This is a genomic window from Tardiphaga robiniae (genome assembly GCF_001618955.1).
Lineage (GTDB): Bacteria > Pseudomonadota > Alphaproteobacteria > Rhizobiales > Xanthobacteraceae > Tardiphaga > Tardiphaga robiniae_A.
In genome coordinates, this window is sequence record NZ_LVYV01000056.1 from 1 (window position 1) to 21,355 (window position 21,355).

General features: G+C 63.0%; 18 protein-coding genes. 11 read left to right on the forward strand and 7 right to left on the reverse strand.

Annotation, left to right across the window (positions count from 1 at the left end; translation table 11 throughout):
• Window positions 1–651: 651 nt before the first annotated feature.
• From A4A58_RS28080 to A4A58_RS28090, 3 genes are all read right to left on the reverse strand, one after another.
• A complete protein-coding gene (locus A4A58_RS28080) occupies window positions 652–2,238 on the reverse strand; it encodes an MFS transporter (protein ID WP_068738523.1) in 1,587 nt (528 codons plus the stop codon).
• Window positions 2,225–3,406, reverse strand: coding sequence for an HlyD family secretion protein (locus A4A58_RS28085; protein WP_068738524.1), 1,182 nt, complete (start codon window positions 3,404–3,406; stop codon window positions 2,225–2,227). Before A4A58_RS28085 ends, A4A58_RS28080 begins: the two co-directional genes overlap by 14 nt.
• Before the next feature lie 126 nt (window positions 3,407–3,532).
• A complete protein-coding gene (locus A4A58_RS28090; RefSeq protein ID WP_068738527.1) occupies window positions 3,533–4,213 on the reverse strand; it encodes a MarR family winged helix-turn-helix transcriptional regulator in 681 nt (226 codons plus the stop codon).
• 142 nt (window positions 4,214–4,355) lie between these two features.
• On the opposite strand from A4A58_RS28090, the gene A4A58_RS28095 reads away from it, so the two are divergent.
• Window positions 4,356–4,937 (forward strand): amino acid synthesis family protein, encoded by a 582-nt coding sequence (locus tag A4A58_RS28095; RefSeq protein ID WP_068738529.1) that lies wholly within the window; start codon window positions 4,356–4,358, stop codon window positions 4,935–4,937.
• 49 nt (window positions 4,938–4,986) lie between these two features.
• Window positions 4,987–6,186: an amidohydrolase family protein gene (locus tag A4A58_RS28100; RefSeq protein WP_068738531.1), complete on the forward strand. Its 1,200-nt coding sequence runs from the start codon at window positions 4,987–4,989 to the stop codon at window positions 6,184–6,186.
• A 264-nt stretch (window positions 6,187–6,450) separates the two neighbouring features.
• On the opposite strand, the gene A4A58_RS28105 is transcribed toward A4A58_RS28100, so the two are convergent.
• A complete protein-coding gene (locus A4A58_RS28105) occupies window positions 6,451–7,956 on the reverse strand; it encodes a 4-hydroxyphenylacetate 3-hydroxylase family protein (protein WP_068738533.1) in 1,506 nt (501 codons plus the stop codon).
• A 187-nt stretch (window positions 7,957–8,143) separates the two neighbouring features.
• Here A4A58_RS28105 and A4A58_RS28110 point away from each other — a divergent pair, with 187 nt between their 5' ends.
• The 6 genes from A4A58_RS28110 to A4A58_RS28135 all read left to right on the forward strand — a co-directional run bounded on the left by A4A58_RS28110 (window position 8,144) and on the right by A4A58_RS28135 (window position 13,765).
• Window positions 8,144–8,830 (forward strand): MarR family winged helix-turn-helix transcriptional regulator, encoded by a 687-nt coding sequence (locus A4A58_RS28110; protein ID WP_068738535.1) that lies wholly within the window; start codon window positions 8,144–8,146, stop codon window positions 8,828–8,830.
• A 448-nt stretch (window positions 8,831–9,278) separates the two neighbouring features.
• Entirely contained in the window at window positions 9,279–10,505 is a 1,227-nt protein-coding gene (locus A4A58_RS28115; RefSeq protein ID WP_158005754.1) for an ABC transporter substrate-binding protein, read from the forward strand.
• Between the two features lie 89 nt (window positions 10,506–10,594).
• Window positions 10,595–11,473, forward strand: a complete 879-nt coding sequence (locus A4A58_RS28120; RefSeq protein WP_068738539.1) for a branched-chain amino acid ABC transporter permease — start codon at window positions 10,595–10,597, stop codon at window positions 11,471–11,473.
• Window positions 11,473–12,309: a branched-chain amino acid ABC transporter permease gene (locus tag A4A58_RS28125; RefSeq protein WP_068738541.1), complete on the forward strand. Its 837-nt coding sequence runs from the start codon at window positions 11,473–11,475 to the stop codon at window positions 12,307–12,309. The genes A4A58_RS28120 and A4A58_RS28125 overlap by 1 nt, the downstream gene beginning before the upstream one ends.
• A complete protein-coding gene (locus tag A4A58_RS28130; RefSeq protein ID WP_068738543.1) occupies window positions 12,306–13,058 on the forward strand; it encodes an ABC transporter ATP-binding protein in 753 nt (250 codons plus the stop codon). Before A4A58_RS28125 ends, A4A58_RS28130 begins: the two co-directional genes overlap by 4 nt.
• Window positions 13,058–13,765 carry an ABC transporter ATP-binding protein gene (locus tag A4A58_RS28135; protein ID WP_068738545.1) on the forward strand — a complete coding sequence of 236 codons (708 nt, stop codon included), beginning with the start codon at window positions 13,058–13,060 and terminating at the stop codon, window positions 13,763–13,765. Before A4A58_RS28130 ends, A4A58_RS28135 begins: the two co-directional genes overlap by 1 nt.
• A 141-nt stretch (window positions 13,766–13,906) precedes the next feature.
• On the opposite strand, the gene A4A58_RS28140 is transcribed toward A4A58_RS28135, so the two are convergent.
• Together A4A58_RS28140 and hydA are read right to left on the reverse strand one after the other, a co-directional pair.
• Complete coding sequence (locus A4A58_RS28140; RefSeq protein WP_068738547.1) at window positions 13,907–15,022, reverse strand: DSD1 family PLP-dependent enzyme; 1,116 nt, start codon at window positions 15,020–15,022, stop codon at window positions 13,907–13,909.
• Window positions 15,022–16,488 (reverse strand): dihydropyrimidinase, encoded by a 1,467-nt coding sequence (gene hydA / locus A4A58_RS28145; RefSeq protein WP_068738549.1) that lies wholly within the window; start codon window positions 16,486–16,488, stop codon window positions 15,022–15,024. Before hydA ends, A4A58_RS28140 begins: the two co-directional genes overlap by 1 nt.
• Window positions 16,489–16,587: 99 nt before the next feature.
• Between hydA and A4A58_RS28150 the strand changes: the two genes are divergently transcribed.
• On the forward strand, window positions 16,588–17,247 hold the full coding sequence (locus A4A58_RS28150; RefSeq protein WP_192855947.1) for an aspartate/glutamate racemase family protein: 660 nt from the start codon (window positions 16,588–16,590) through the stop codon (window positions 17,245–17,247).
• 250 nt (window positions 17,248–17,497) lie between these two features.
• Here A4A58_RS28150 and A4A58_RS28155 read toward each other — a convergent pair whose 3' ends face one another.
• Window positions 17,498–18,427, reverse strand: coding sequence for an N-carbamoyl-D-amino-acid hydrolase (locus tag A4A58_RS28155; protein ID WP_068738551.1), 930 nt, complete (start codon window positions 18,425–18,427; stop codon window positions 17,498–17,500).
• Between the two features lie 311 nt (window positions 18,428–18,738).
• Between A4A58_RS28155 and A4A58_RS28160 the strand changes: the two genes are divergently transcribed.
• Together A4A58_RS28160 and A4A58_RS28165 are read left to right on the forward strand one after the other, a co-directional pair.
• The gene (locus tag A4A58_RS28160; RefSeq protein WP_068738553.1) at window positions 18,739–20,352 is read left to right on the forward strand and encodes an ABC transporter substrate-binding protein; all 1,614 of its coding nucleotides are present in this window, start codon (window positions 18,739–18,741) and stop codon (window positions 20,350–20,352) included.
• A gap of 24 nt (window positions 20,353–20,376) precedes the next feature.
• Window positions 20,377–21,354 (forward strand): ABC transporter permease, encoded by a 978-nt coding sequence (locus A4A58_RS28165; RefSeq protein ID WP_068738555.1) that lies wholly within the window; start codon window positions 20,377–20,379, stop codon window positions 21,352–21,354.
• Window position 21,355 lies beyond the last annotated feature (1 nt).

Here is a 21,355-nt window from a genome sequence, read left to right on the forward strand (position 1 = left end):
TGCACCCTTGGGCCTGATGCGAATGCGGTCTTCCGCAAGGATAATGCATCAGGACTTTCGGAGGCGCCGAGCGATTGCCCGACGTTCCGCATACGGTGTTTTTTCGGTTGCTTGCGCGTTGCCATGGCGAACGATCCGATCACCAAAATTACAGTCCCAAGGCGAAGGGACAGGGTGCCTCAAGCGAGTAAGCCGAACGCGTTTTGACCTGGTCGTCCGTCACTTGATCTGCAGGGTCTTGCCATCCGAAGGCGAACCGTGCCGCCTGTCCCAGTGGTATCCTGACCACAGACGATCCGGCCTGCCCGAAGACAGCCCTCACCCACATCTCCCGTGACGCCGCATCTCCGGCGTCCACCGCATCCCACCCCGCGAACGTGACGATCGCGATCGCCCCTCTCGGTGGGGCAGGACGAAAGGGAATATAAACCTGACGGAGATATTGTCAACGGGAGATAGGAAAAAATGTTTGGCGCTGTGTCCCGCCGCTCCATCGTCATTCCGGGGCGCGGGCGCGCCTTCGCGTACGCGAACCCGGAATCTCGATATGGGAGTTTCTGATCGTGCAAAACACTTCGAGATTCCGGGTTCGCATTGCAGCGGCTGCGCCGCTTTCATGCGCCCCGGAATGACGAGAGAGAAGCTGTCCCCTCACCCCCGCGGCTTCGGCGTGAACGGTCCCTTCGGCGCATTTCCGATCAGCGACACGACGATCAGCGCCGCCATCGCGAACCAGAAAGTGAGCCAGAAGCCGTCGATATAGGCCAGCGTATTGGCCTCGCGCTGCACGAGACTTGCGAGCGTGCCGATGCCGCGCGCTTGTGCGAGACCCTCACCATGGCTGGCGAAGCGCCCGGTGAGTTTGGCAAGAATGCCAACGACATCGGCATCGCCGCTGGCGACATGCTGGCCGAGCAGATTGGAATGGATCTGCTCGCGCACGCGCAGCCAGGTGCCCATCAGCGCGATGCCGATCTCGGCGCCGCCGAGCCGGAAGACCTGGATATAGGCCGCAAAAGCCGTCGCGCGCGACGGATCGGAATTCGACAGCGCGATGATCACGATGGGCAGTAATGTGAAGCTTTGCCCGAGCGAATGCAGCAACACCATCGGGATGAAATCGCCGAGCGCCCATTCATGGGTAAGCTGCGTGCCGAGCAAGCCCGCAGCGGCAAAGGCGGCAAGGCCGATGATCAGCGTCAGCTTCACGTCGTAGTAGCGAATGAGCCAGATCGATAGCGGCACCAGCACAATCATCGGCACGACGGCATAGAGCAGAAACAACATGCCGGACTGTTCCGGCCGCAACAGCGCGATGTTGGTCAGGAAATTCGGCGCCAGCGACGAATTGGACAGGCTGGTCATGGTGTAGAGAATGATCGTCAGCAGCGCGAGGCCGATATTGCGCGACAGCAGCACTTCGGCATGGGCCCATGGCCGCTTGACCAGCGACTCATTGATGAAGAAGCCGACCGTCAGGACCGTACCGCCTGACAGCAGCGCCACCACGGTGCCCGAGCCGAGCCAGTCCAGCCGGTTGCCCTGATCGAGCCCGGCATAGATCATCGCCATACCAGTGCCGAGCAAGAGCATGCCGCCCCAATCGGCCTCGCATAGAACGAACCGGTTAATCGGCTCGCGCGGTGTGCCGAGCCAGACGAACAGCGCGAGCAGCGGCGCGATGATGACGTCCTGCCAGAACATCCACTGCCAGCCCAGATGATCGACATAGAAGCCGACCAGCGCGGTGCCGGAATTGAGCGAGAAGCCGACGCGAATGGAATAGATCGCAATGGCCGGTAGCCACCACTTCATCGGCAGATTGCGAAAGATGATCAGCAGCGTTGCCGGCACGAAGGTGCCGAGCAGCATGCCGTGCACGATGTTCAGCACCAGCAGCAGATTGTAGTCACGCACCAGCGGGATCATCAGCGAGATCGCCGCATAGACCAGAGCGGGAATGCCGAGCACGCGGCGCAGCCCGAACACGGTAGCCATCCAGGCCACCGCCGGCGCGATGAAGATCTGCGACGCGGTGCCGGCGGTGGAGAGCCACGCGCCTTCGTCGAAACTCAGCCCCAGCGCCCCGCGCAGATCGGCGAGGCCGATAGAGAAGATACGCGTATCGAAATTGGCGAGGAACGCGCCGAGCAGCACCGCGCCGACCGCAAAGATCGGATGGTGCGAAACGCCCCCGGTCGAGACCGGGCCGCTTTCGATGACCTTACTTTCCGCCATTGCCGGCCGCCGGCGCGTCGGTGTTGATGCTGGCGGTTACCGACATGCCCGGCAGCAACCTGTCCAACAAGGGTTGCCCCTTGTCGAGCGTGATGCGGACCGGCACGCGCTGAACGACCTTGGTGAAGTTGCCGGTGGCGTTATCCGGCGGCAGCAAGGCGAATTGCGATCCCGACGCCGGCGAAACCCGCTCGACGCGGCCGCGCAGGGTCTCCGCCGAGAACGTGTCGACCACGATATCGACGGGCTGACCGGGCTTGACGCGCGTGAGCTGCGTTTCCTTGAAATTCGCGATCACATAGACGTCGGGCAGCGGCACGATGCTGATCAGGCTGGAGCCGATATTCACATAATCGCCCGGCTGCACCTGACGCTCGCTGACCACGCCATCGAAGGGCGCTACGATCTTCGTGTAACCAAGGCGCAGCCTGGCGGCATCCAGCGTCGCCTTGGCGCCGAGCAGATCGGCAGCGCGCTGCTTGCGTGTACCGGCAAGCACTTCGAGCTGATGTTTCTGCGCGGCGATGACCGCGCCGCTCGCCTTCACATCGGCCTGCGCCTTGGCATAGGCGGCGGTGGCCTGTTCGAAGCGCTGCCGCGTGCCGGCTTCGGTCTGCGTCAGCGAAGCCTGACGTTCCCGCTCCTGCTGCGCCTGCACTTCCATCGCTTGCGCAGACACGCGCTGCGCCTCGGCCTGCGCGATGGTCGCGTATTGCAGTTCGACCTGGTTGGCGAGATTGTCCAGCGCCGCCTGCGCACCGGCCACGCCGGCTTCGGCCTGCGCCACTTGCGCCTCGTAATCCGCCGGATCGATCTGGATCAGGAGATCACCGGCTTTGACGTGCTGGAAGTCGCTGACGGCAACGGCCTTCACCGCACCGGCCACTCGACTCGACAGCCGCGTCGTCTGCGCGCGGATATAGGCATCGTTGGTGGTTTGCACCGCGCGGTTGCCCATCCAGATGTCCCAGCGCGTGGTGGCCAGAATGATGAAGACAAGCGCGGCAACAACGGCCAGCAAGGGAATCGCAAGACGACGCCAAGCCTGCTGCGCTGGCGTCAGCGCCGCAGGCTGCGCGGGCGGTTGCGCAGCCGGTTGTGCCGGTGTCGGCGCAACCGGTTGCGGTGGTGCCGGCTGTGGCGTTGGGGATGCATCAAGCTGGGACATGTCTTCCTCGCAGCGACCTGAGTGACATTATGTCTCATGTCGTCGCACGCGATTCAATCGCCCGATATTGGCATTCCATACCGGTGCCGCAGCATTCGGGTTCGATTCGTACCAAAGACCGCAGATTTATATCTTTTTGCGGCGTGGGGGCCTGTCGCCGTCACGAGATGGCGCCGGAGTATCCAGACCGCGCGGCTGCAGATAGCGTTGCAGCGCAATGGCGCGCTCGCTGGATTCGACCAGGCGTTCGACGCTCCCCAGCAATTGATGAAATTCGTCCGCGTTGAGACAATCGAACTGCACGTCGTTGACCTGACGCTGCGTCGGATTGAGGCTTGTCAGCAGCGCATCCCCCGCCTGTGTCACCGTAAGACGCAGACGCCTGCGATCGGCGGGATCCACGAGCTTGTCGAGCAGGCCCATCTGCTGCAGCTTGTTGGAGACGGTGGTGACGAAAGCGCCGCTGAGATGCAGATGCGCCGCGAGTTCGCGCACGCTGACATGGCCTTCAGCGGCCAGATATTTCACCGAGATCAGCACGGTGTATTCGATCCCGGCCAGGCCGATCGCGGCAGCGTGCCCCTCACGCACGGTCTCGTGTCGCGCCAGAAAGGCCAGCAGCGTATGCACGAGTTGCCGGAATGCATGATCGGAGCCATCGACCAGCAGCGCCTTGCGCGACGTGGTCAGTGCCGGCGCCGGAAGTTTTGCCTTGAGCGCGGTTTTGGCTCCCGCCTTCACCGCGGGCTTTTCGGATTTACGCAGTGCCGGCGTCCTGGAGAGCGGCGCAACCTTGGAACGAGACATACCGCTTCCCAGTGAACGATCGCTACAGGATTGGCTGGCGCTCCCTGCTTCGTCAAGCGATTCCGCATACCTTCTTAATGAAGCTATTGATCAAATGCATTTACTGGGTCAGGATCGGCGCCAAATCTGACGGGAGAACATCATGAAACTCGATATCAGGCGCCTGCTCTGCTTCACCGACCACAAGGAGGTCGAGGCCGGCCATCGGCACGACCAGCCGCTGCGCCGCGTCGCCGCCGTGGCCATCGTCGCCAACCCCTATGCCGGACGCTATGTCGAAGACCTCTCCGAGGCAATTGCTGCCAGCGTCGAGGTCGGCGCCGTGCTGGCGAAGCTCGCCGTCGAGGCGATGGGATCGTACAAGGTCGAGAGCTACGGCAAGGGCGGCGTTGTCGGCCTCGGCGGCGAACTCGAACACGCCAATGCGATGCTGACCACGACTTTCGCCACGCCGCTGCGCGAGGCCGTGGGCGGCGCCGAAGCCTGGATCCCCTCCTTCACCAAACTCGCCGCCCCCGGCTGCCTGATCGACGTTCCCCTGGCGCACAAGGACGCGCTCTATGTCCGCTCGCATTACGACGGCGTCTCGGTGACACTGCCGCCCGACGCGCCGGCGGCCGATGAAGTTGCGCTGATCGTCTGTCTCGCCAATCGCGGGCGCCTCAATGCGCGGGTCGGCGGGTTGAATGCCAGGGATATCGGCGGCAAGGACGGCTTGCGCTAGGCTGCGGTTTTGTGCGGCCTTGGACGGCCTTGAGATTGCGGAGACGGGTATGAAAACGGCCATCGTCAATATCGGCACCATCGTCACCGGTGATCTCAAAGCGCCATTCGCCGACGGCGATGGCATCCTGATGCAGGACGGGCGCATCAGCGCGATCGGCACGCTGTCATCGGACCAGGTCTCATCGGCCGATGTGGTGATCGATGCCGCCGGCACCACGGCGATCCCCGGCCTGATCGACAGCCACGTCCACATCACCTTCGGCGATTACACGCCAAGGCAGCGCGTGGTCGGTTATCTCGAAAGCTACGTGCATGGCGGCACGACGACGTCGATCACGGCGTCCGAGGTGCACACGCCGGGCCGCCCGAAGGATCCGGCCGGGGTGAAGGCGCTGGCGCTGGCGGCGCGAGCCTGTTTCCTCGACTATCGCCCCGGCGGCATGCGCGTGCATGCCGGCTCGATTATCCTTGAGCCGGGACTGACAGAGGCCGATCTGGAAGAACTGGTGAAGGCCGGTCTATGGCTCGCCAAGGCCGGCTTCGGCGCATTCGAGACACCGTTCGACTATGCGCCCTTGATGCTCGCCGCACGCAAGCTCGGCATGGTCACCACCATGCATACGGGCGGCTCATCGATCCCCGGCTCGTCGGGCATCTGGGCCGAACATGTGCTGAAATCGAATCCGAACGTCTCATTCCACGTCAATGGCGGACCGGTGGCGATGCCGGAAGCCGGCTTCGCGCGGCTGGTCAACGAAAGCGACATCGCGCTGCAGCTCTGCACTGCCGGCAATCTGCGCACCGCGCTGCTGACGGCGAAACTGCTCGACGACGCCAAACAGCCGGAGCGCCTGCTGATCGCGACCGACACGCCGACCGGCAGCGGGATCATGCCGCTCGGCATGTTCTACACCATCAGCCATCTCGCCAGCCTAGGCGGCATGCCGCCCGAACAGGCGATCGCGGCGGCGACGGGCAACAATGCAACGGTCTATCGGCTGAACAGCGGTTTCCTGAAACCCGGCAAGGATGCCGATGTGGTGCTGATCGACGCGTGTGCGGGTGGTTCGCAGGACAATGCGCTGTCAGCGCTTGTGAATGGCGACGTACCGGCGGTCAGCGCCGTGATCACCGACAGCGTGCCGCGCTTCGTCGGCCGCAGCCGCAACACGCCGGCGGGTATGCGGAATGTCTGCGTGGCGGAGACGAAGCTGCCGCGGGATTTCTCGGGTGCTGCGGCGCATTGATCGGGATTGCAGGGAAGCAGCGGCACGCACCGTAGGCTCCCTCTCCCCGTTCCCAGCGAAGCGAAGCTTCGCAAGGCGGGGAGAGGGTTGGGGTGAGGGGCGAGGCAACATATCCGCCGCATTTGATCCCCCACAGATCGGCACGTTCTCCGAACTGCACATACTGCGCTTGCGTTGAACACCGAGAATGCCCCTCACCCGCCGCGAAGAGGCGGCGACCTCTCCCCGCAAAGCGCGGGGAGAGGTTAAGGAAGTGGCCGTGTCCTACTTCGCGCCAAACTCCGGCAAATCATACTTCGCCGTCATCTTCTCGGCCATGCCGCCCGCCCGCTCCCAGTCATAGGTGCGGTAGCTGTGGCCGCGGGTGACGAACTGGGCGCCGGCATAGAACATCTCATATTGCAGATGGCGCGAGGCGAATTCGGAGCCGACGGCGTCCCAGGTCAGCTTCAAGAGCTTGACGCGGTCCTGCCCCGACATCGCCGGCGAGATCTGCGTCAGCGCAATGATGTCCGCGATCTCGGGATTTGAGAAATCATCCACCGACGATGGCAGCATCAACAGTGCACCGCCGGCGAGTTCACGGATGGCGCTGATGATCTGCGGATACATCTCCTGCGATTGTACCTGCGCCGCATAGAGCAGATGCTTGTTCGGCAGGAAGTAATCGCCGCGCATCGCGCCGCCGGCTTCCATGCCGAGCACCATGCCCTCGATCAGCGCCGCCTGCGAGGCGAGCTTGCCGAGCACATCCACCACCGGCGGGAAATTGATGGTACCGATGGTCTTTGCGATGCCGCGGGCAAGGCCGACCAGGAAGCGCAGCTTCACCGAGAGGCGGATCTGCGCCTGATAGTTCTGATAGACGTGAGCCGGAGTATCATGGAGCTGGGCGCGGCACATGTCGGTGTTGCGGAGCAGGAACACGCGCTCCCACGGCACCTTCACGTCGTCGAAGAACACCAGCGCGTCGTTCTCGTCATAGCGATAGGCCAGCGGGTTGTCGTACTCGTTCGGTGCATGCGCTTCGAAACTCTTGCGTGACAGCATCTTGAGGCCCGGCGTATTCATCGGCAGCGCGCAGGAGAAAGCCAGATGCTCCTCGCCCAGCCGCAGCGGCTGGCCGGAGCCGACGAAGATCTCGTTGGCCATGATGGCTGACGTGGCGAACAGTTTGGCGCCGCGGATGGTGACGCCCGACGCATCCTCGTCGACGATGCGCGCGACCATGTCCTGCGCATTCTTGCCCTGATCGCCGAACGCCTTGGAGCGATCGCCCTGCACATTGTTGATCACATAGGTCAGGAACAGGTCGCTCTTGCGGGCGTAGTCGTACCAGTCGCGGAACGCCTGCGCGCGTTTCGGATCGTAATTGTCGAACACCTCGATGCCCATCATCATGCCGGACATGGATGAGGCGACGTGATCGGGCGAGCGGCCGAGGAAGCCGCCAGACAGTTCGGCCCATTCCACCAGCGCCTTGCGGCGCTCGACCAGTTCCGCGTAGCTGGTCGGCAATTGCCAGGCGCGATTGACGCGGCGGCCGCCACCGATATCGAAGGTCATGCGTTCGATATTGGCGGGGTCGGCCTGATAGTCATACAACGCGCCGGCCGAGGCGACTGCATGGCGATAGGCCGGATGGGTCGAGACGTCGTCGACCTTCTTGCCGTCGAGATAGACCGCACGACCGTCGCGCACAGCGGCGACATGCTGGGCGCCGTTCTTGACGCCGGCAACTGTCGCCCCGGATCCAAATGCCTTGTTCATCACTCTTCTCCGTCACTTGCTGCCGGCCGCGTGCCGGTCATCACTATTAATAGCTATCATCCGAAGCTATTTTGAAACCGTTGTCAAGCGGACCTGTAGCATTCGGGGTCCTGCGTCGTTTGTCGTGATTGCAATTGCGCTGCGAAGCCGCCAAGCTCGGGCAAGTTTTAATACATGGGATCATCACGTGGCCAAATCCGCAGCGCGCTCCACTTCGATCGGCAAATCAGTAACTAGCAAGTCAGTTGGCAAGGAGATCAGCAAGAAGCCTGCCACAGGCCGGCCGGCGTCCCGCGCTGCATTGACGGTCTCCCGTCCGGAGCTGCTGGTGGACGGCTCGGACGCCCAGTTCCGCCGCCTCGTCCACAGCCTGTTCGGCTTTCTGGTCCGCCATCAGACCTTGCGCGAAGGTCACGCCGCCGTCATCGGCCTCGCCGGCATCGAATACACGACCTTGATCTCGATCCGGCATCTGTCGGCGCAAGGCGACGTCCATGTGCGCGCCGTCGCCGATCACCTGCATCTGAGCGGCGCCTTCGTCACCACCGTGACCAACAAGCTCGAAACCAAAGGGCTGATCACCAAGACCTCGCACACCGGCGACCGCCGCCGCATCAGCCTCGTGGTGACACCGCATGGCGCCGAGCTGCTGGAGCGACTGGCGCCCACGCAGGCCCAGGTGAACGACGTCCAGTTCGGTTGCCTCGGCACCCGGGAATTCCACCAGTTGCTGGACATGGTGCAGCGGCTCGTCGATTCCAGCGACCGCGCCATTGCGTTGCAGCGTTATCTGGCCGACACCAATGTGAAGCAGCTCTCCCCCGAAGCGCAATCGATCGCCGTCGCCAAGCGCGGCAAGCCGCGCAAGGGCTGAATCCTGCCTGCAATCTGACCCGTGTCAGGACCGGCGGTTGCACCCGGCCAAGGCCCCCGAGATAGCCACAGCCCGCGTCGCCATTGCTGCGACAAAACGGCACCGGGGAGCGCAGCCCCCGCCCGCCCAAGGGCGACGCGGGAATCAGCCGCGACGCGCCCGCAACATTCAAACACCCGTGAAACAGGCAGTTGCGCGCATTCCCGCCAGCTTCGAATTGCTGCATTTCCGGGCCGCACTGCCGCATAAATTAGCTTCTTAAGAGAACTATTTTATAAAGATACTCAGAATGACGATTGTCAAAGCCTGAAATTTATTGGACGATCCGACCAACGCTGTCATTCCGCTGTCACAGCTGGCGATGGCACATGGCGTGCATAGAAATCTTTATCTGGATTGTGCTGCGGATGACCGCAGCAAAAGCATCAGCAGAAGAGGACGATCGTCGATGTCACGGATCAAATCGAATTTGCCGCGCGTATTGGGTACAGTTGCCGCCGTCACGCTTTCCGCCATGGTTGGCGGTCAGGCATGGGCGCAGGAGATCGCCATCGGCGCGGTGGTGCCGAGCTCCGGTCCGTTCGCCGAGTGGGGCCGCAGCAACACCGTGACGCTGAAGATGCTGGAACAGCAGACCAACGATGCCGGCGGCATCAATGGCGCGAAGCTGAAGATCACCATTCTCGACGACGCTGCCAAGCCGGCGCAAGCCGCAAGCTCGCTGCGCAAACTGGCCGGCGACGAAAAGGTTCTTGCCGTGGCCGGCCCGCTGACCTCGAGCGCCGCCGAAGTGACCTTCCCGGTCGCCAATGAAATGAAGGTGGTCTCCACCTCGCAGGCCTCCTCGAAGCCGGGCGTGGCGAAGCTCAACCGTCCCTGGGCATTCCGCAACACCATCGACGAAGGCGTTCTCGCCAAGACCACCGTGCCTTTCTACAAGAAGGCCTTCAACATCAAGACCGTCGCCGTGATCTTCGACGCCAAGGACGCCACGGCTTCCACCGTCGGCAAGGTGATCATGCCGGCTGTGCTGAAGGCCAATGACATCATCGTCGCCAACGAGAACGATCTGCTGTCGTTCAACACCGGCGACCTCGACGTGTCCGCACAGGTCACCAAGCTGAAGGCCCTCAACCCCGACGGCGTCGTTGTCAGCGCCGATTACAGCCAGGCCATCACCGTGCTGCGCGAGATGAAGCGCCAGGGTCTGATCAAACCGGTCGTCGGTGCCACCCAGCTGATCTCGTCAGCGATTCTCAAGGCTGCCCCGGAAATCCCGGTGATCGCACCCGCGACCTTCTACGCCACCATGACAGGCCCGGCACCCGAGAAATTCACGGCCACCCTGACACCGCTGCTGCGCAAGGAATCCGGCCTGCCGAAGGACATCGAGCCCAGCATGTATGACGCCAACATCTACGAGATCGTCTCGATGTATATCGACGCGATCAAGAAGACCGGCGTCACCGGCAAGCCGGCCGATCTCGAAGCCGACCGCACCAAGATCCGCGATCATCTCGCCAAGCTCGAAGGCTTCGCCGGTCTCGGCGGCCCGATCGGCTTCAATGACGATGGCGACGCGATCAAGGCCTTCTATGTGCTGCAGGGCCAGAACGGCGCCTGGAACACCAAGGTCAAGGGTTGCAGCTCGGCGCCCGGCCACCCGGCCTGCTGATCTCTCACATTATCCACGCCGCTGCGGCCGGGAAGTCCTCCCGGCCGCAGTCATGATGACGACCACCTGATTTAACGATTGCGATTCCCATGCTGATACAGCAACTCGTCAACGGCCTGACGCTCGGAGCGGTCTATACGCTGCTGGCGCTGTCGTTCTCGCTCGTGATGGGCATTCTCGGCATTCTCAATCTCGCGATTGCCGAACTCTTCATGATCGGCGGCTATCTCGGCTTCACGCTGATCACCGCAGGCTTCCCGCTTCCGGTCGCCGTGCTCGGCGGCATGCTCGGCGCAGCCGTGATCGCCATCGCCATCGAGAAGATCGGCTACCAGCCGCTGCGCGACGCGCCGCTGGTGACGCCGATGCTGTCGACGCTGGGTTTCTCGATCATCCTGCAGAACGTCGCCACCAACATCTGGGGCTCGGATCCTGCCCAGCTCCCCGACGAGTATTTCGGCAAGCAATATGCGCTCGGCCCGGTCAATATCGGCGAGATGCAGCTGATCGTTCTCGTCGCCACCGTCGTGCTGGTCGCACTGGTTGCTTATATCGTGCAGAAGACCCCGATGGGCCGCGCGCTGCGCGCCGTAGCCGAGAACCGCGAAGTCGCAAGAATCCTGGGCGTCTCCGCTGACCGCCTGACCATGCTGGCCTTCATCCTGTCGGGCTCGCTCGCCGGCGTTGCCGGCGTGTTGATCGCGCTGCATTACGGCACCATCACGCCCTATCTCGGCGTCGAGATCGGCCTCAAGGCCATCGCCGTGATGGTGATCGGCGGCACCCGCCAGATCTGGGGCGCGCTGGTCGCAGGTCCCTTGATCGGCATCGCCGAAGTGCTGACTGTCGCTTACGGCGGCTCTCAGGTCCGCGACTTCGTCGTCTACGGCTTCATGATTTTGATTTTGTTGCTGCGTCCGCAAGGCCTGCTCGGCGGCGCACGATCCGATCAGGGGCAGCGCGTCTGATGTCGACCTATTATGCAAGCCTGCTCGCCGAGTCCGGCATTCTCCTGCTCGGCGCGCTCAGCGTCTATATCATCCTCGCCACGGGCCAGCTCTCGCTCGGCAATGGCGCCTTCATGGGAATCGGCGCTTACCTGTCATCTTACCTCACCGTCGCGCTGAACGTGCCGCTGACACTCGCCTTGCTGATCTCGGCGATCGCCGCCGGCATCATCGGCGCCATCGTCGCCTTCCCTGCTTTGAGGTTAAAAGGCATCTATCTCGCCATGGCCACCGTCGGCTTCGGCGAAATGGTGCGCAGCTTCTTCCTCAATTTCGACGCCATGGGCGGCTCCGGCGGCTATCGCGGCATGCAGCACATTTCGGTTGGCTATGTCTGGCTGTGGGCCGGCGGCATCCTGATCGCCGTGATGCTGCTGGAGCGCTCGCGCGTCTGGCTGGAAATGCAGGCTGTCCATGATGACGAGACCGCAGCGGGCCTGATCGGACTCAACACCACCGTGACCAAGATCGGCGCCTTCGGTGTCGGCGCCGCGGTGGCCGCCATCTCCGGCGGATTGTTCGCGCATCACAACGTCTATATCGAGCCGGCGAATTTCGGCTTCGATCGCTCGATCGAATTCGTGCTGGCCGTGATCCTCGGCGGATCCACTGTCGGACCGGGCTCGCTGGTCGGCTCATTGCTGCTGGTGTTCCTGCCTGAATTCCTGCGTCCGATCGCCGACTGGCGCCTCGCCGCCTTCGGCACGCTACTGATTGTTGTGCTGCTGGTACGGCGTCAGGGCATTCTCGATCGTTCGCTGATCCGAACGCTCACCTTCCGGAGGGCCGCGGCATGAGCAACGCGCTGCTTCAACTCACCGGCGTCACCAAGACGTTCGGCGGCATCCATGCGCTGTCCGGCATGGTCTGCGAAGTGCCGGAAGGCAAGATCGTCGGCGTGATCGGGCCCAACGGCGCCGGCAAGACGACACTGTTCAACACCATCACCGGCGCCTATCGCGCCGATGCCGGCGAAGTCAAACTCAAGGGCGTCGACGTCACGCAGTGGCCATCCTATCGCATCGTCCGCGAAGGCATCGCCCGCACCTTCCAGAATATCCGGCTGTTCGGCAGCATGACGGTGTGGGAACATCTGCTGGTGGCGCAGCCGCACAGCGAAAGCGCATGGCGGCGTCTGCTGCCGATCTCCTGGGCCAATCCGGCGGCGCAGGCCCGCGCCGAGGAAGTGATGGCGTTCTTCGGTCTCACCGAACTGCGCGACCGCCCCGCGAAATCCCTGCCCTACGGCATCCAGCGCAAGGTGGAAATGGCGCGCGCCGTCACCGCGAAGCCGAAGCTGCTGCTGCTCGATGAGCCCGTCGCCGGCATGAACCATGACGAGGCCGAGGAGATCCGCGCGCTGATGATCCGCTTGCGCGACACCGGCCTCACCATTCTCCTGATCGAACACGACATGAATTTCGTGATGCGGCTCTGCGACTATCTCTATGTCCTCGATTTCGGCGTGCTGATCGCCGAAGGCAAGCCCGAGGAAGTCCGCGCCAACCCGGTCGTCCTCGACGCCTATCTCGGAAAGGACAACTGATGCTCACGATCCGTGGTCTGCAGGTCCGCTACGGCGCCATCACGGCCTTGCGCGGCGTCGATCTCGACATCAAGCAGGGCGAGATCGTAGCGCTGCTGGGCGCCAATGGCGCCGGCAAGAGCACGATTGCACGGTCCATCGCCGGGCTTCTGCCGTTCCAGGGCGACATCACCTATCAGGGCGAGAAGCTCGTGCCGAATGCCGCCGAGAAGAATCTCCGCCGCGGCATCGCGCTGGTGCCGGAAGGCCGCGGCATTCTCGCCCGCATGACGGTCTATGAAAATCTGCTGATGGGTATCTACACCCGATCGGACAAATCCGAAGCGATGGCCGATGTCGCCAAGATGCTGGAACGCTTCCCGATCCTCGGCAAGCGCCGCGACGGTCTCGCCAGCCTGTTGTCGGGCGGCGAACAGCAGATGCTGGCCATCGGACGTGCACTGCTGTCGAAGCCGAAGCTGCTGCTGCTGGACGAGCCGTCGCTCGGTCTCGCGCCTCTGATGACCGACACGCTGTTCAAGATGATCGCCCAGTTCCGTGACGAAGGACTCACCGTGCTGCTGGTCGAGCAGAAGGCACGGCAGACGCTGAAGATCGTCGACCGGGCCTATCTGCTGGAAACTGGCCGCGTCGTGACCTCAGGCACGGCGCAGGCGCTGATCGACGATCCGACGGTGTCCGATGCGTTTTTGGGTGGGACGCATTAACTCGTCATTCCGGGGCGCGTGCGGCGCCAGCCGCATGCGAACCCGGAACCTCAAACTAGTTGAAACTCCGGGGAGCCAAGCCACTCTGAGGTTCCGGGTTCGCTCACCTGCGGTGAGCGCCCCGGAATGACGAGCGCGTGGCTACGCCCCATACCGCGCCAGCACCGGCCAGGTCTCCACGCCATTATTATGCCCGACCACATGATACGCCGCGTGCAAATTCACCGTCGGATCGCAATGCGTCGTCAGCAGCAGCACGCGGCTGCCGAGCTTCGGCGCCTCAGCACCATCAGGCATGGTGATCATGCCATGCTCGTCGCCGCCGAAGCGATAGGTCGAACCTTCCGGCACACCTAACATCAGCGACGGCACCGGCCCGTTGAAGGCCATCGCCTTGACGCCGGCATCGACGGTGAATTCGCCGGCACGATTCACCGACGTGACCGTCGCAAGAATGAACAAACTTGGATCGTAAGGCAGCGCACCACCCTCGTGCTCCAACTTGCCGTAGTCGGAATCCATGAACACGTAGGAACCGACCTGCAGCTCCGTAAAGGTGCCCGTGACATCATAGGCGCAAGCGCCCGTGCCGCTGCCGGTGACGATCTCCGCCTTGACGCCGGCTTCCGCCAGCACGTGCAGATGCTCATCGAGCATGGCGCGCACGCGCGCAGCACCCGCCCTGCGTTCCTGGGCATCGATCATGTGCTGCACATGACCGGCAAAGCCCTGGATGCCGCCGAATGTCATGCCCGGCGTGGCGTCGATCAGTTGCGCCAGCGCAAGTGTCGATGCTGTGTCAACGATACCGGTGCGGCGCTGGCCGACATCGATATCGATCAGCACCTGTAGCGGACGGCTGCCGGCATCGAGCAATTCATGCAGCACGTGAATCTGGTCGGCGTGATCGACGACGATACTGATATCGGATTGGTCGGCGACAGCGGCCAGACGCGCGAGCTTCGGTCGGTCGGCCACCGGCGTGGTCAGCAGCAGCCCTGTGATACCGGCCTGCGCAAAGGCCTCGATCTCGGCGACCGTCGCACAGGAGATACCCACCGCTCCCGCTTCGATCTGCAACTGCGCAATGCGCGTCGACTTGTGGGTCTTGGCATGCGGGCGAAGCGCAACGCCATTCGCTTTGGCGAACTCTGCCATGGCAGTGATGTTGCGCTGAAGGGCCGAGGCATCCAGCACCAGCGCAGGCGTCTGGATATCCGCGAAGGCCGGCAGATTGGGATCGAGCATGTTTGGCATCACAGCAGCTTCGCGCCAAAGTTCTTCGCCGGGTCCATTTCGGCAGCGAGCTTGCCTGACGGCGTCGCGGCCTTGCCGCCCTCGCGCAGCATCAGGCGTCCCTCGCCCGGCTTGCTGTTGAACGTATCGCCGTCGACAAGCACGCGGCCGCGCAACAACACCTTCTCGGGCCAGCCGGTGACGGTGCGGCCGGAGAACGGCGAGAAGCCGGTGAGATCGTGCATCATCTCGTCCGAGAGCGTGACCTTGCGCGCGGGATCCCAGATCGCAATATCGGCATCGTTGCCGATGGCGATGGAGCCCTTCTTTGGCAGATTGTAGATCTGCGCCGGCGCGGTCGATGTGAGTTCGACGAATTTCGACAGGCCCAGGCGACCTTTCGACACCATGGCGTCGAACAGCAATGGCAGGCGCACTTCGAGGCCCGGCAGGCCGTTGGCGACCTGCTTGAATGTCGGGTTCGGCCCCGCGCGCAGCTTGCCGGTCTCGTCATAGCGATACGGTGCGTGATCCGACGAGATCAGTTGCAGATCGCCCAGCGCCAGCGCGTGCCACAGCGCTTCCTGATCGTCCGGAGTACGCGCCGGGGGACTGCACATCCACTTCGCGCCTTCGGCGCCGGGCTTGTCCATGTCCTCGGCGGTGAGGAACAGATATTGCGGACAGGTCTCGGCGAAAATCTTGACGCCGCGGCCCCGCGCCTCGCGGATCACCGCGGCACCTTCGCGGGTTGAGACGTGGAAGATCATCACCGGCTGGTCGAGCAATTCGCTGAACGCGATCAGCCGCGTGAAGGCTTCGGATTCCGAGACGCGCGCATGGCTGATGGCGTGATATTTCGGCGCGGTGTAGCCCTTGTCGATCAGCCGCTTCACCATCCAGGCGATGACGCCGTGGTTCTCCGCGTGAACGCAGACCAGCGCCTTGGCTTCGCGCGCGGCGGCGAGAATATCCAGCAGCTTCTCGTCATCGACCTTGAGACGATCATAGGTCATGAAAATCTTGATCGAGGAATGGCCCTGTCTCACCAGCGCCGGAATATCCTCGGCAATGACCTTGTCGGTGACATCGGAGACGATGATGTGGAAGGCGTAGTCAATCATCGCGCCTTTCTTCGCCAACGCCGTGTAATCGGTCACGACCTCCTGCACATCCATGCCGACATGCTGGGCGGCAAAGGAGATCACGCTGGTGGTGCCGCCAAAGGCCGCGGACCGCGTCGCGCTCTCGAAAGTGTCGGCATTCATGATGCCGGCGGCGGAGAGCTGTTCGATATGGGCATGGGCATCGACGCCGCCCGGCAGAACCAGCTTGCCTGTTGCATTGATTTCCGTCTTGCCGGCTGCAAGCCCGCTGCCCAGCGCCACGATGGTCTCGCCGGTAATGCCGACATCGGCGGCAAATACATCGCTCGATGTGGCGACGGTGCCACCGCGGATCATGAGGTCGTAGACGGGATCGGACAAGGGCAAAACTCCAGGGACTAGATCGGATATGCGAACATTTTACAGGCTTTGATGACGCGCACTTTCCGGTAATACTGCTGTCCTGACAAGGAGCCGAATATGCAGCCCCGCAAGAAGATTCTGGTGGTCAATCCGAACAGCAACCCGCAGGTGACGCGCAACCTCGCCGAAGCACTGCAACCGGTGATGTTCGAGGCCGGGCCCGAGATCGAATGCGTCACGCTGGCGGAAGGACCATTGGGCGTGCAGACGCAGGCCGATCTCGAAAGCGTCACGATACCGCTGAGCCGGCTGGTGGCCGCGGACAATTCGGCCCATGCCTTCGTCATCGCCTGCTATTCCGATCCCGGCCTGCATGTCTGCCGCGAGGCGACGCAGCGCCCGGTCTTCGGCATCGCCGAATCCGGCGTGCTGACAGCGCTGTCACGCGGCGACCGCTTCGGCGTCATCGCAGTGGCGCAGGGCTCGATCGGCCGGCACCTGCGTTATCTCCGCCAGATGTGCCTGATGGATCGCTTCGCCGGCGAACGTCCGCTCAACATGAGCGTGGCGGAAGCGGCCTCCGGCGATGACACGCTGGCGCGTATGATCAAGGTCGGCCGCCAGTTGAAGGACGAAGACGGCGCCAACGCCGTGGTGATGGGCTGCGCCGGCATGTCGCGTCATCGCAGCGCGCTCGAGGATGCGCTGGGCATTCCAGTGATCGATCCGACGCAGGCTGCGGTGAGCATGGCGATCGGCACGGTGATGTTTCAGTAGGTCTTTCACTCCGGCGGGAATGCGCTCCCTCTCCCGCTCCGCGCGGGGAGAGGGTTGGGGTGAGGGGCGAGGCACAAGGCTCAACCGAAATTCTGCAGCAATGCACTGCGCAACGGTCGACATGATAGCGCGGCAATGACGCAATTGCGGTGAACCGCCCCTCACCCGCCGCGAAGGCGCGGCGACCTCTCCCCGTGCAGAACGGGGAGAGGTTAGGTCTGCGCTTCACTTAAGCCAAAGAGCGATTCACTTACTCCGGCGGCAACACCACACCCGTCTGGCTGGTGATCCGCCCATAGTGCTCGATCCGCCGATGGCGCTTGAAGTCGAAGATGGTGTCCTTGCCGAACTTCGTGTCGTCGAGATCGACAGTCGCCACCAGCAGCTCATCGCCTTCGGTCTTGGCTTCGGCGAGAATGACGCCGTTGGGATCGACGATCAGCGAACCGCCGATCAGGGGATGACCGTCTTCATCGCCGGCCTTGGCGACGGCGACGACGAAGGTCGAGTTCTGATAGGCGCCGGCCTGCACCGACAGGCGATTGTGGAACAGGCGCTGCTCCGGACCCTCGACCGACTTCTGCGAATTCACCGACGGCGTGTTGTAGCCGAGCACGATCATCTCGACGCCCTGCAGGCCCATCACGCGATAGGATTCCGGCCAGCGGCGATCGTTGCAGACCATCATGCCGAAGATGCCGCCCAGCGCGCGGAACACGGGAAAGCCGAGGTCGCCCGGTTCGAAATAACGCTTTTCCAGATGCTGGAAGGCACGCTCGGTATCGAATTCGACATGGCCGGGCAGATGCACCTTGCGATATTTGCCGACGATCTTGCCGGTCTTGTCGGTGAGAATCTGGGTGTTGAAGTGATGGCCGTCGGGCGTCAGTTCGGCATAGCCGATCGACAGCGCGATATTGGCCTTGGCGGCGGCGTCGAACAGCGGCTGCGTCGCAGCGTTCGGCATTTCGGATTCGAACCAGGTATCCACTTCGGTCTGGTCGGTCATGTACCAGCGCGGGAAAAATGTCGTCAGCGCCAACTCCGGATAGACGACGAGATCGGCGCCCTTCCCCCTGGCGTCGTCCAGCAGCGCCAGCATACGCTTGACCACAACCTCGCGGCTTTCGGCTTTCTGGATCGGGCCCAATTGGGCGGCGGCGACGGTGAGTTTGCGCATGGGATCATCCGGATTGGAGTGGTCAAGACATCTGCGAGAAATGCATCAGGGCTTGTATCAGGTCCGGCCGCTCGCTTCGAGCCGAATGGGCAGGCGTTCCAAGCCCCGATAAACCCGGAATTTGCTTAGCCGAATAGCTTGCCTGCCTAACAATCGGGCGCAGCATTCATGCCAGGGAACACCTTGGTTCTGCAAGAATTCTCCCTCCCCCACTGGATTAGAGAATGACTCCCTCCGGCCTTGTGCCGTAGGTTGCGCGGAACCTCGCGCCCTACGGTGCGCGCAGGCACGACGCAGGAGACTTCGACACCATGACCCGCCTGGAAATGACCCGCCGCACGGCGCTGCTGACCTCCGCCGCCATTGCTGCCAATGTCGCGAACCCGTTGCGCGCCTTCGCGCAGGAAACGCCCCGCAAGGGCGGCGTGTTCAATGTCCATTACGGTGCAGAACAGCGTCAGCTCAACCCCAGCATTCAGGCCTCCACCGGTGTCTACATCATCGGCGGCAAGATCCAGGAAGCACTGGTCGATCTCGACGCCAATGGCCAGCCGGTCGGCGTGCTCGCGGAGAGCTGGGAATCCACGCCCGACGGCAAGACTATCACCTTCAAGTTGCGCAAGGGCGTGACCTGGCACGACGGCAAGCCGTTCACCTCGGCCGACGTCCAATTCACCGCCATGAACATGTGGAAGAAGATCCTGAATTACGGATCGACCCTGCAGCTGTTCCTCACCGCGGTGGAAACGCCCGACGCGCAAACCGCGATCTTCAAATATGAGCGCCCGATGCCGCTCGGCCTGCTGCTGCGCGCGCTGCCGGACCTCGGCTACATCTCCGCCAAGCACCTCTATGAGAGCAGCAGCGACATCCGCCAGAACCCCACCAACCTCGCTCCCGTCGGCACCGGCCCCTTCAAGTTCGTCAAATATGAGCGCGGCCAATACATCATCGCCGAGCGCAACGAGAACTACTGGCGCCCGAACGCACCCTATCTCGATCGCATCGTCTGGAAGGTCGTGACCGACCGCGCAGCCGCCGCCGCCCAGATGGAAGCCGGCGACATCCAGTACAGCCCGTTCACGGGTCTCACGATTTCCGATACGGCACGCCTGAGCAAGGACAAGCGCTTCATCGTCTCCACCAAGGGCAATGAAGGCAACGCGCGCACCAACACCATAGAGTTCAACTTCCGCCGCAAGGAGCTGGCGGATATCCGCGTTCGCCGCGCCATTGCGCATGCGATCAATGTGCCGTTCTTCATCGAGAATTTCCTCGGCGATTTCGCCAAGCTCGGCACCGGCCCGATCCCCTCGGTCTCCACTGACTTCTATCCGGGTCCGGACACGCCGCAATATCCCTACGACAAGAAGAAGGCGATCGCGCTGCTCGACGAGGCCGGCTTCAAGCCGGGTGCTGGCGGCACCCGCTTCTCGCTGCGCCTGCTGCCCGCTCCCTGGGGCGAGGACATCTCGCTATGGGCGACCTTCATCCAGCAGTCGCTGGGCGAAGTCGGCATTCCCGTCGAGATCGTCCGCAACGACGGCGGCGGCTTCCTGAAGCAGGTCTATGACGATCACGCCTTCGACCTCTCAACCGGCTGGCACCAGTATCGCAACGATCCCGCCGTCTCGACCACGGTCTGGTATCGCTCGGGCCAGCCGAAGGGCGCGCCGTGGACCAACCAGTGGGACTGGAAGAACGAGGCCATCGACAAGGTGATCGACGACGCGGCCACCGAAATCGATCCGGTCAAGCGCAAGGCGCTCTATGCGACCTTCGTCAAGGAAGCCAACACCGAACTGCCGGTGTGGATGCCGATCGAGCAGATCTTCGTCACCGTGATCAATGCGAAGGCGCGTAACCATTCCAACACGCCGCGCTGGGGATCGTCGAGCTGGCACGATCTTTGGCTTTCCGCCTGAGCCAAACTTCGCCACAATAGCCAGATGCGCATCCTGAGCCTTGCGGGGCGGCGGCTCGCCGCCTCGATACCCACACTATTCCTGATCCTGATCGGCGTATTCCTGCTGCTGCAATTCGCACCGGGAGACACCGTCGATGCCATGATGGCGCAGATGGGCGGCGGCGATGCCGCGACCGCGCGCGAGCTGCGGAAGTTCTATGGGCTCGACCTCTCGATCCCGATGCAACTCGGCAACTATCTGTGGCGGCTGATCCGGCTCGATCTCGGTTTCTCCTCGATCTACGGCAAGCCGGTCGCCACCGTCATCCTCGAGCGGCTGCCGCCGACGATCCTGCTGATGACCGCGTCGCTGTCCTTTGCGTTTTTCTTCGGTCTGCTGCTCGGCGTCATCGCCGCGCGCGGCGTCAACAAATGGCCGGATACGCTGATCTCCACCCTCGGCCTCGTCTTCTATGCCACCCCGTCGTTCTGGTTCGGCCTGATGGCCATCGTGGTGTTCTCGATCTATCTGCAATGGCTGCCGGCCGGCGGTTTCGAGGATATCGGTGCCGCACAGACCGGATTTGGCCGCACCATCGATATCGCGCTGCATCTGATCCTGCCGACGCTGACGCTGGGCCTGATCTTCCTCGCCATCTATCTGCGCATCATGCGTGCCTCGATGCTGGAAGTGCTCAATCTCGATTTCGTCCGCACCGCGCGCGCCAAGGGTCTCGACGAGACCCGCGTGGTGGTGAAACACGTGCTACGCAACGCCCTGCTGCCGATGGTAACGCTGATCGGCCTGCAGGCCGGCACCATGCTCGGCGGTTCGGTCGTGGTGGAGAGCGTGTTCTCCCTGCCGGGCCTCGGACGTCTCGCCTACGAGTCCGTCGTGCAGCGCGATCTCAACACGCTGCTCGGCATCGTCTTCGTCTCGGCGCTGCTGGTGATCCTGGTCAATTTTCTCGTCGACCTTCTCTATGCCCGGCTCGATCCGCGCATCCAGGCGGAGGCATGAG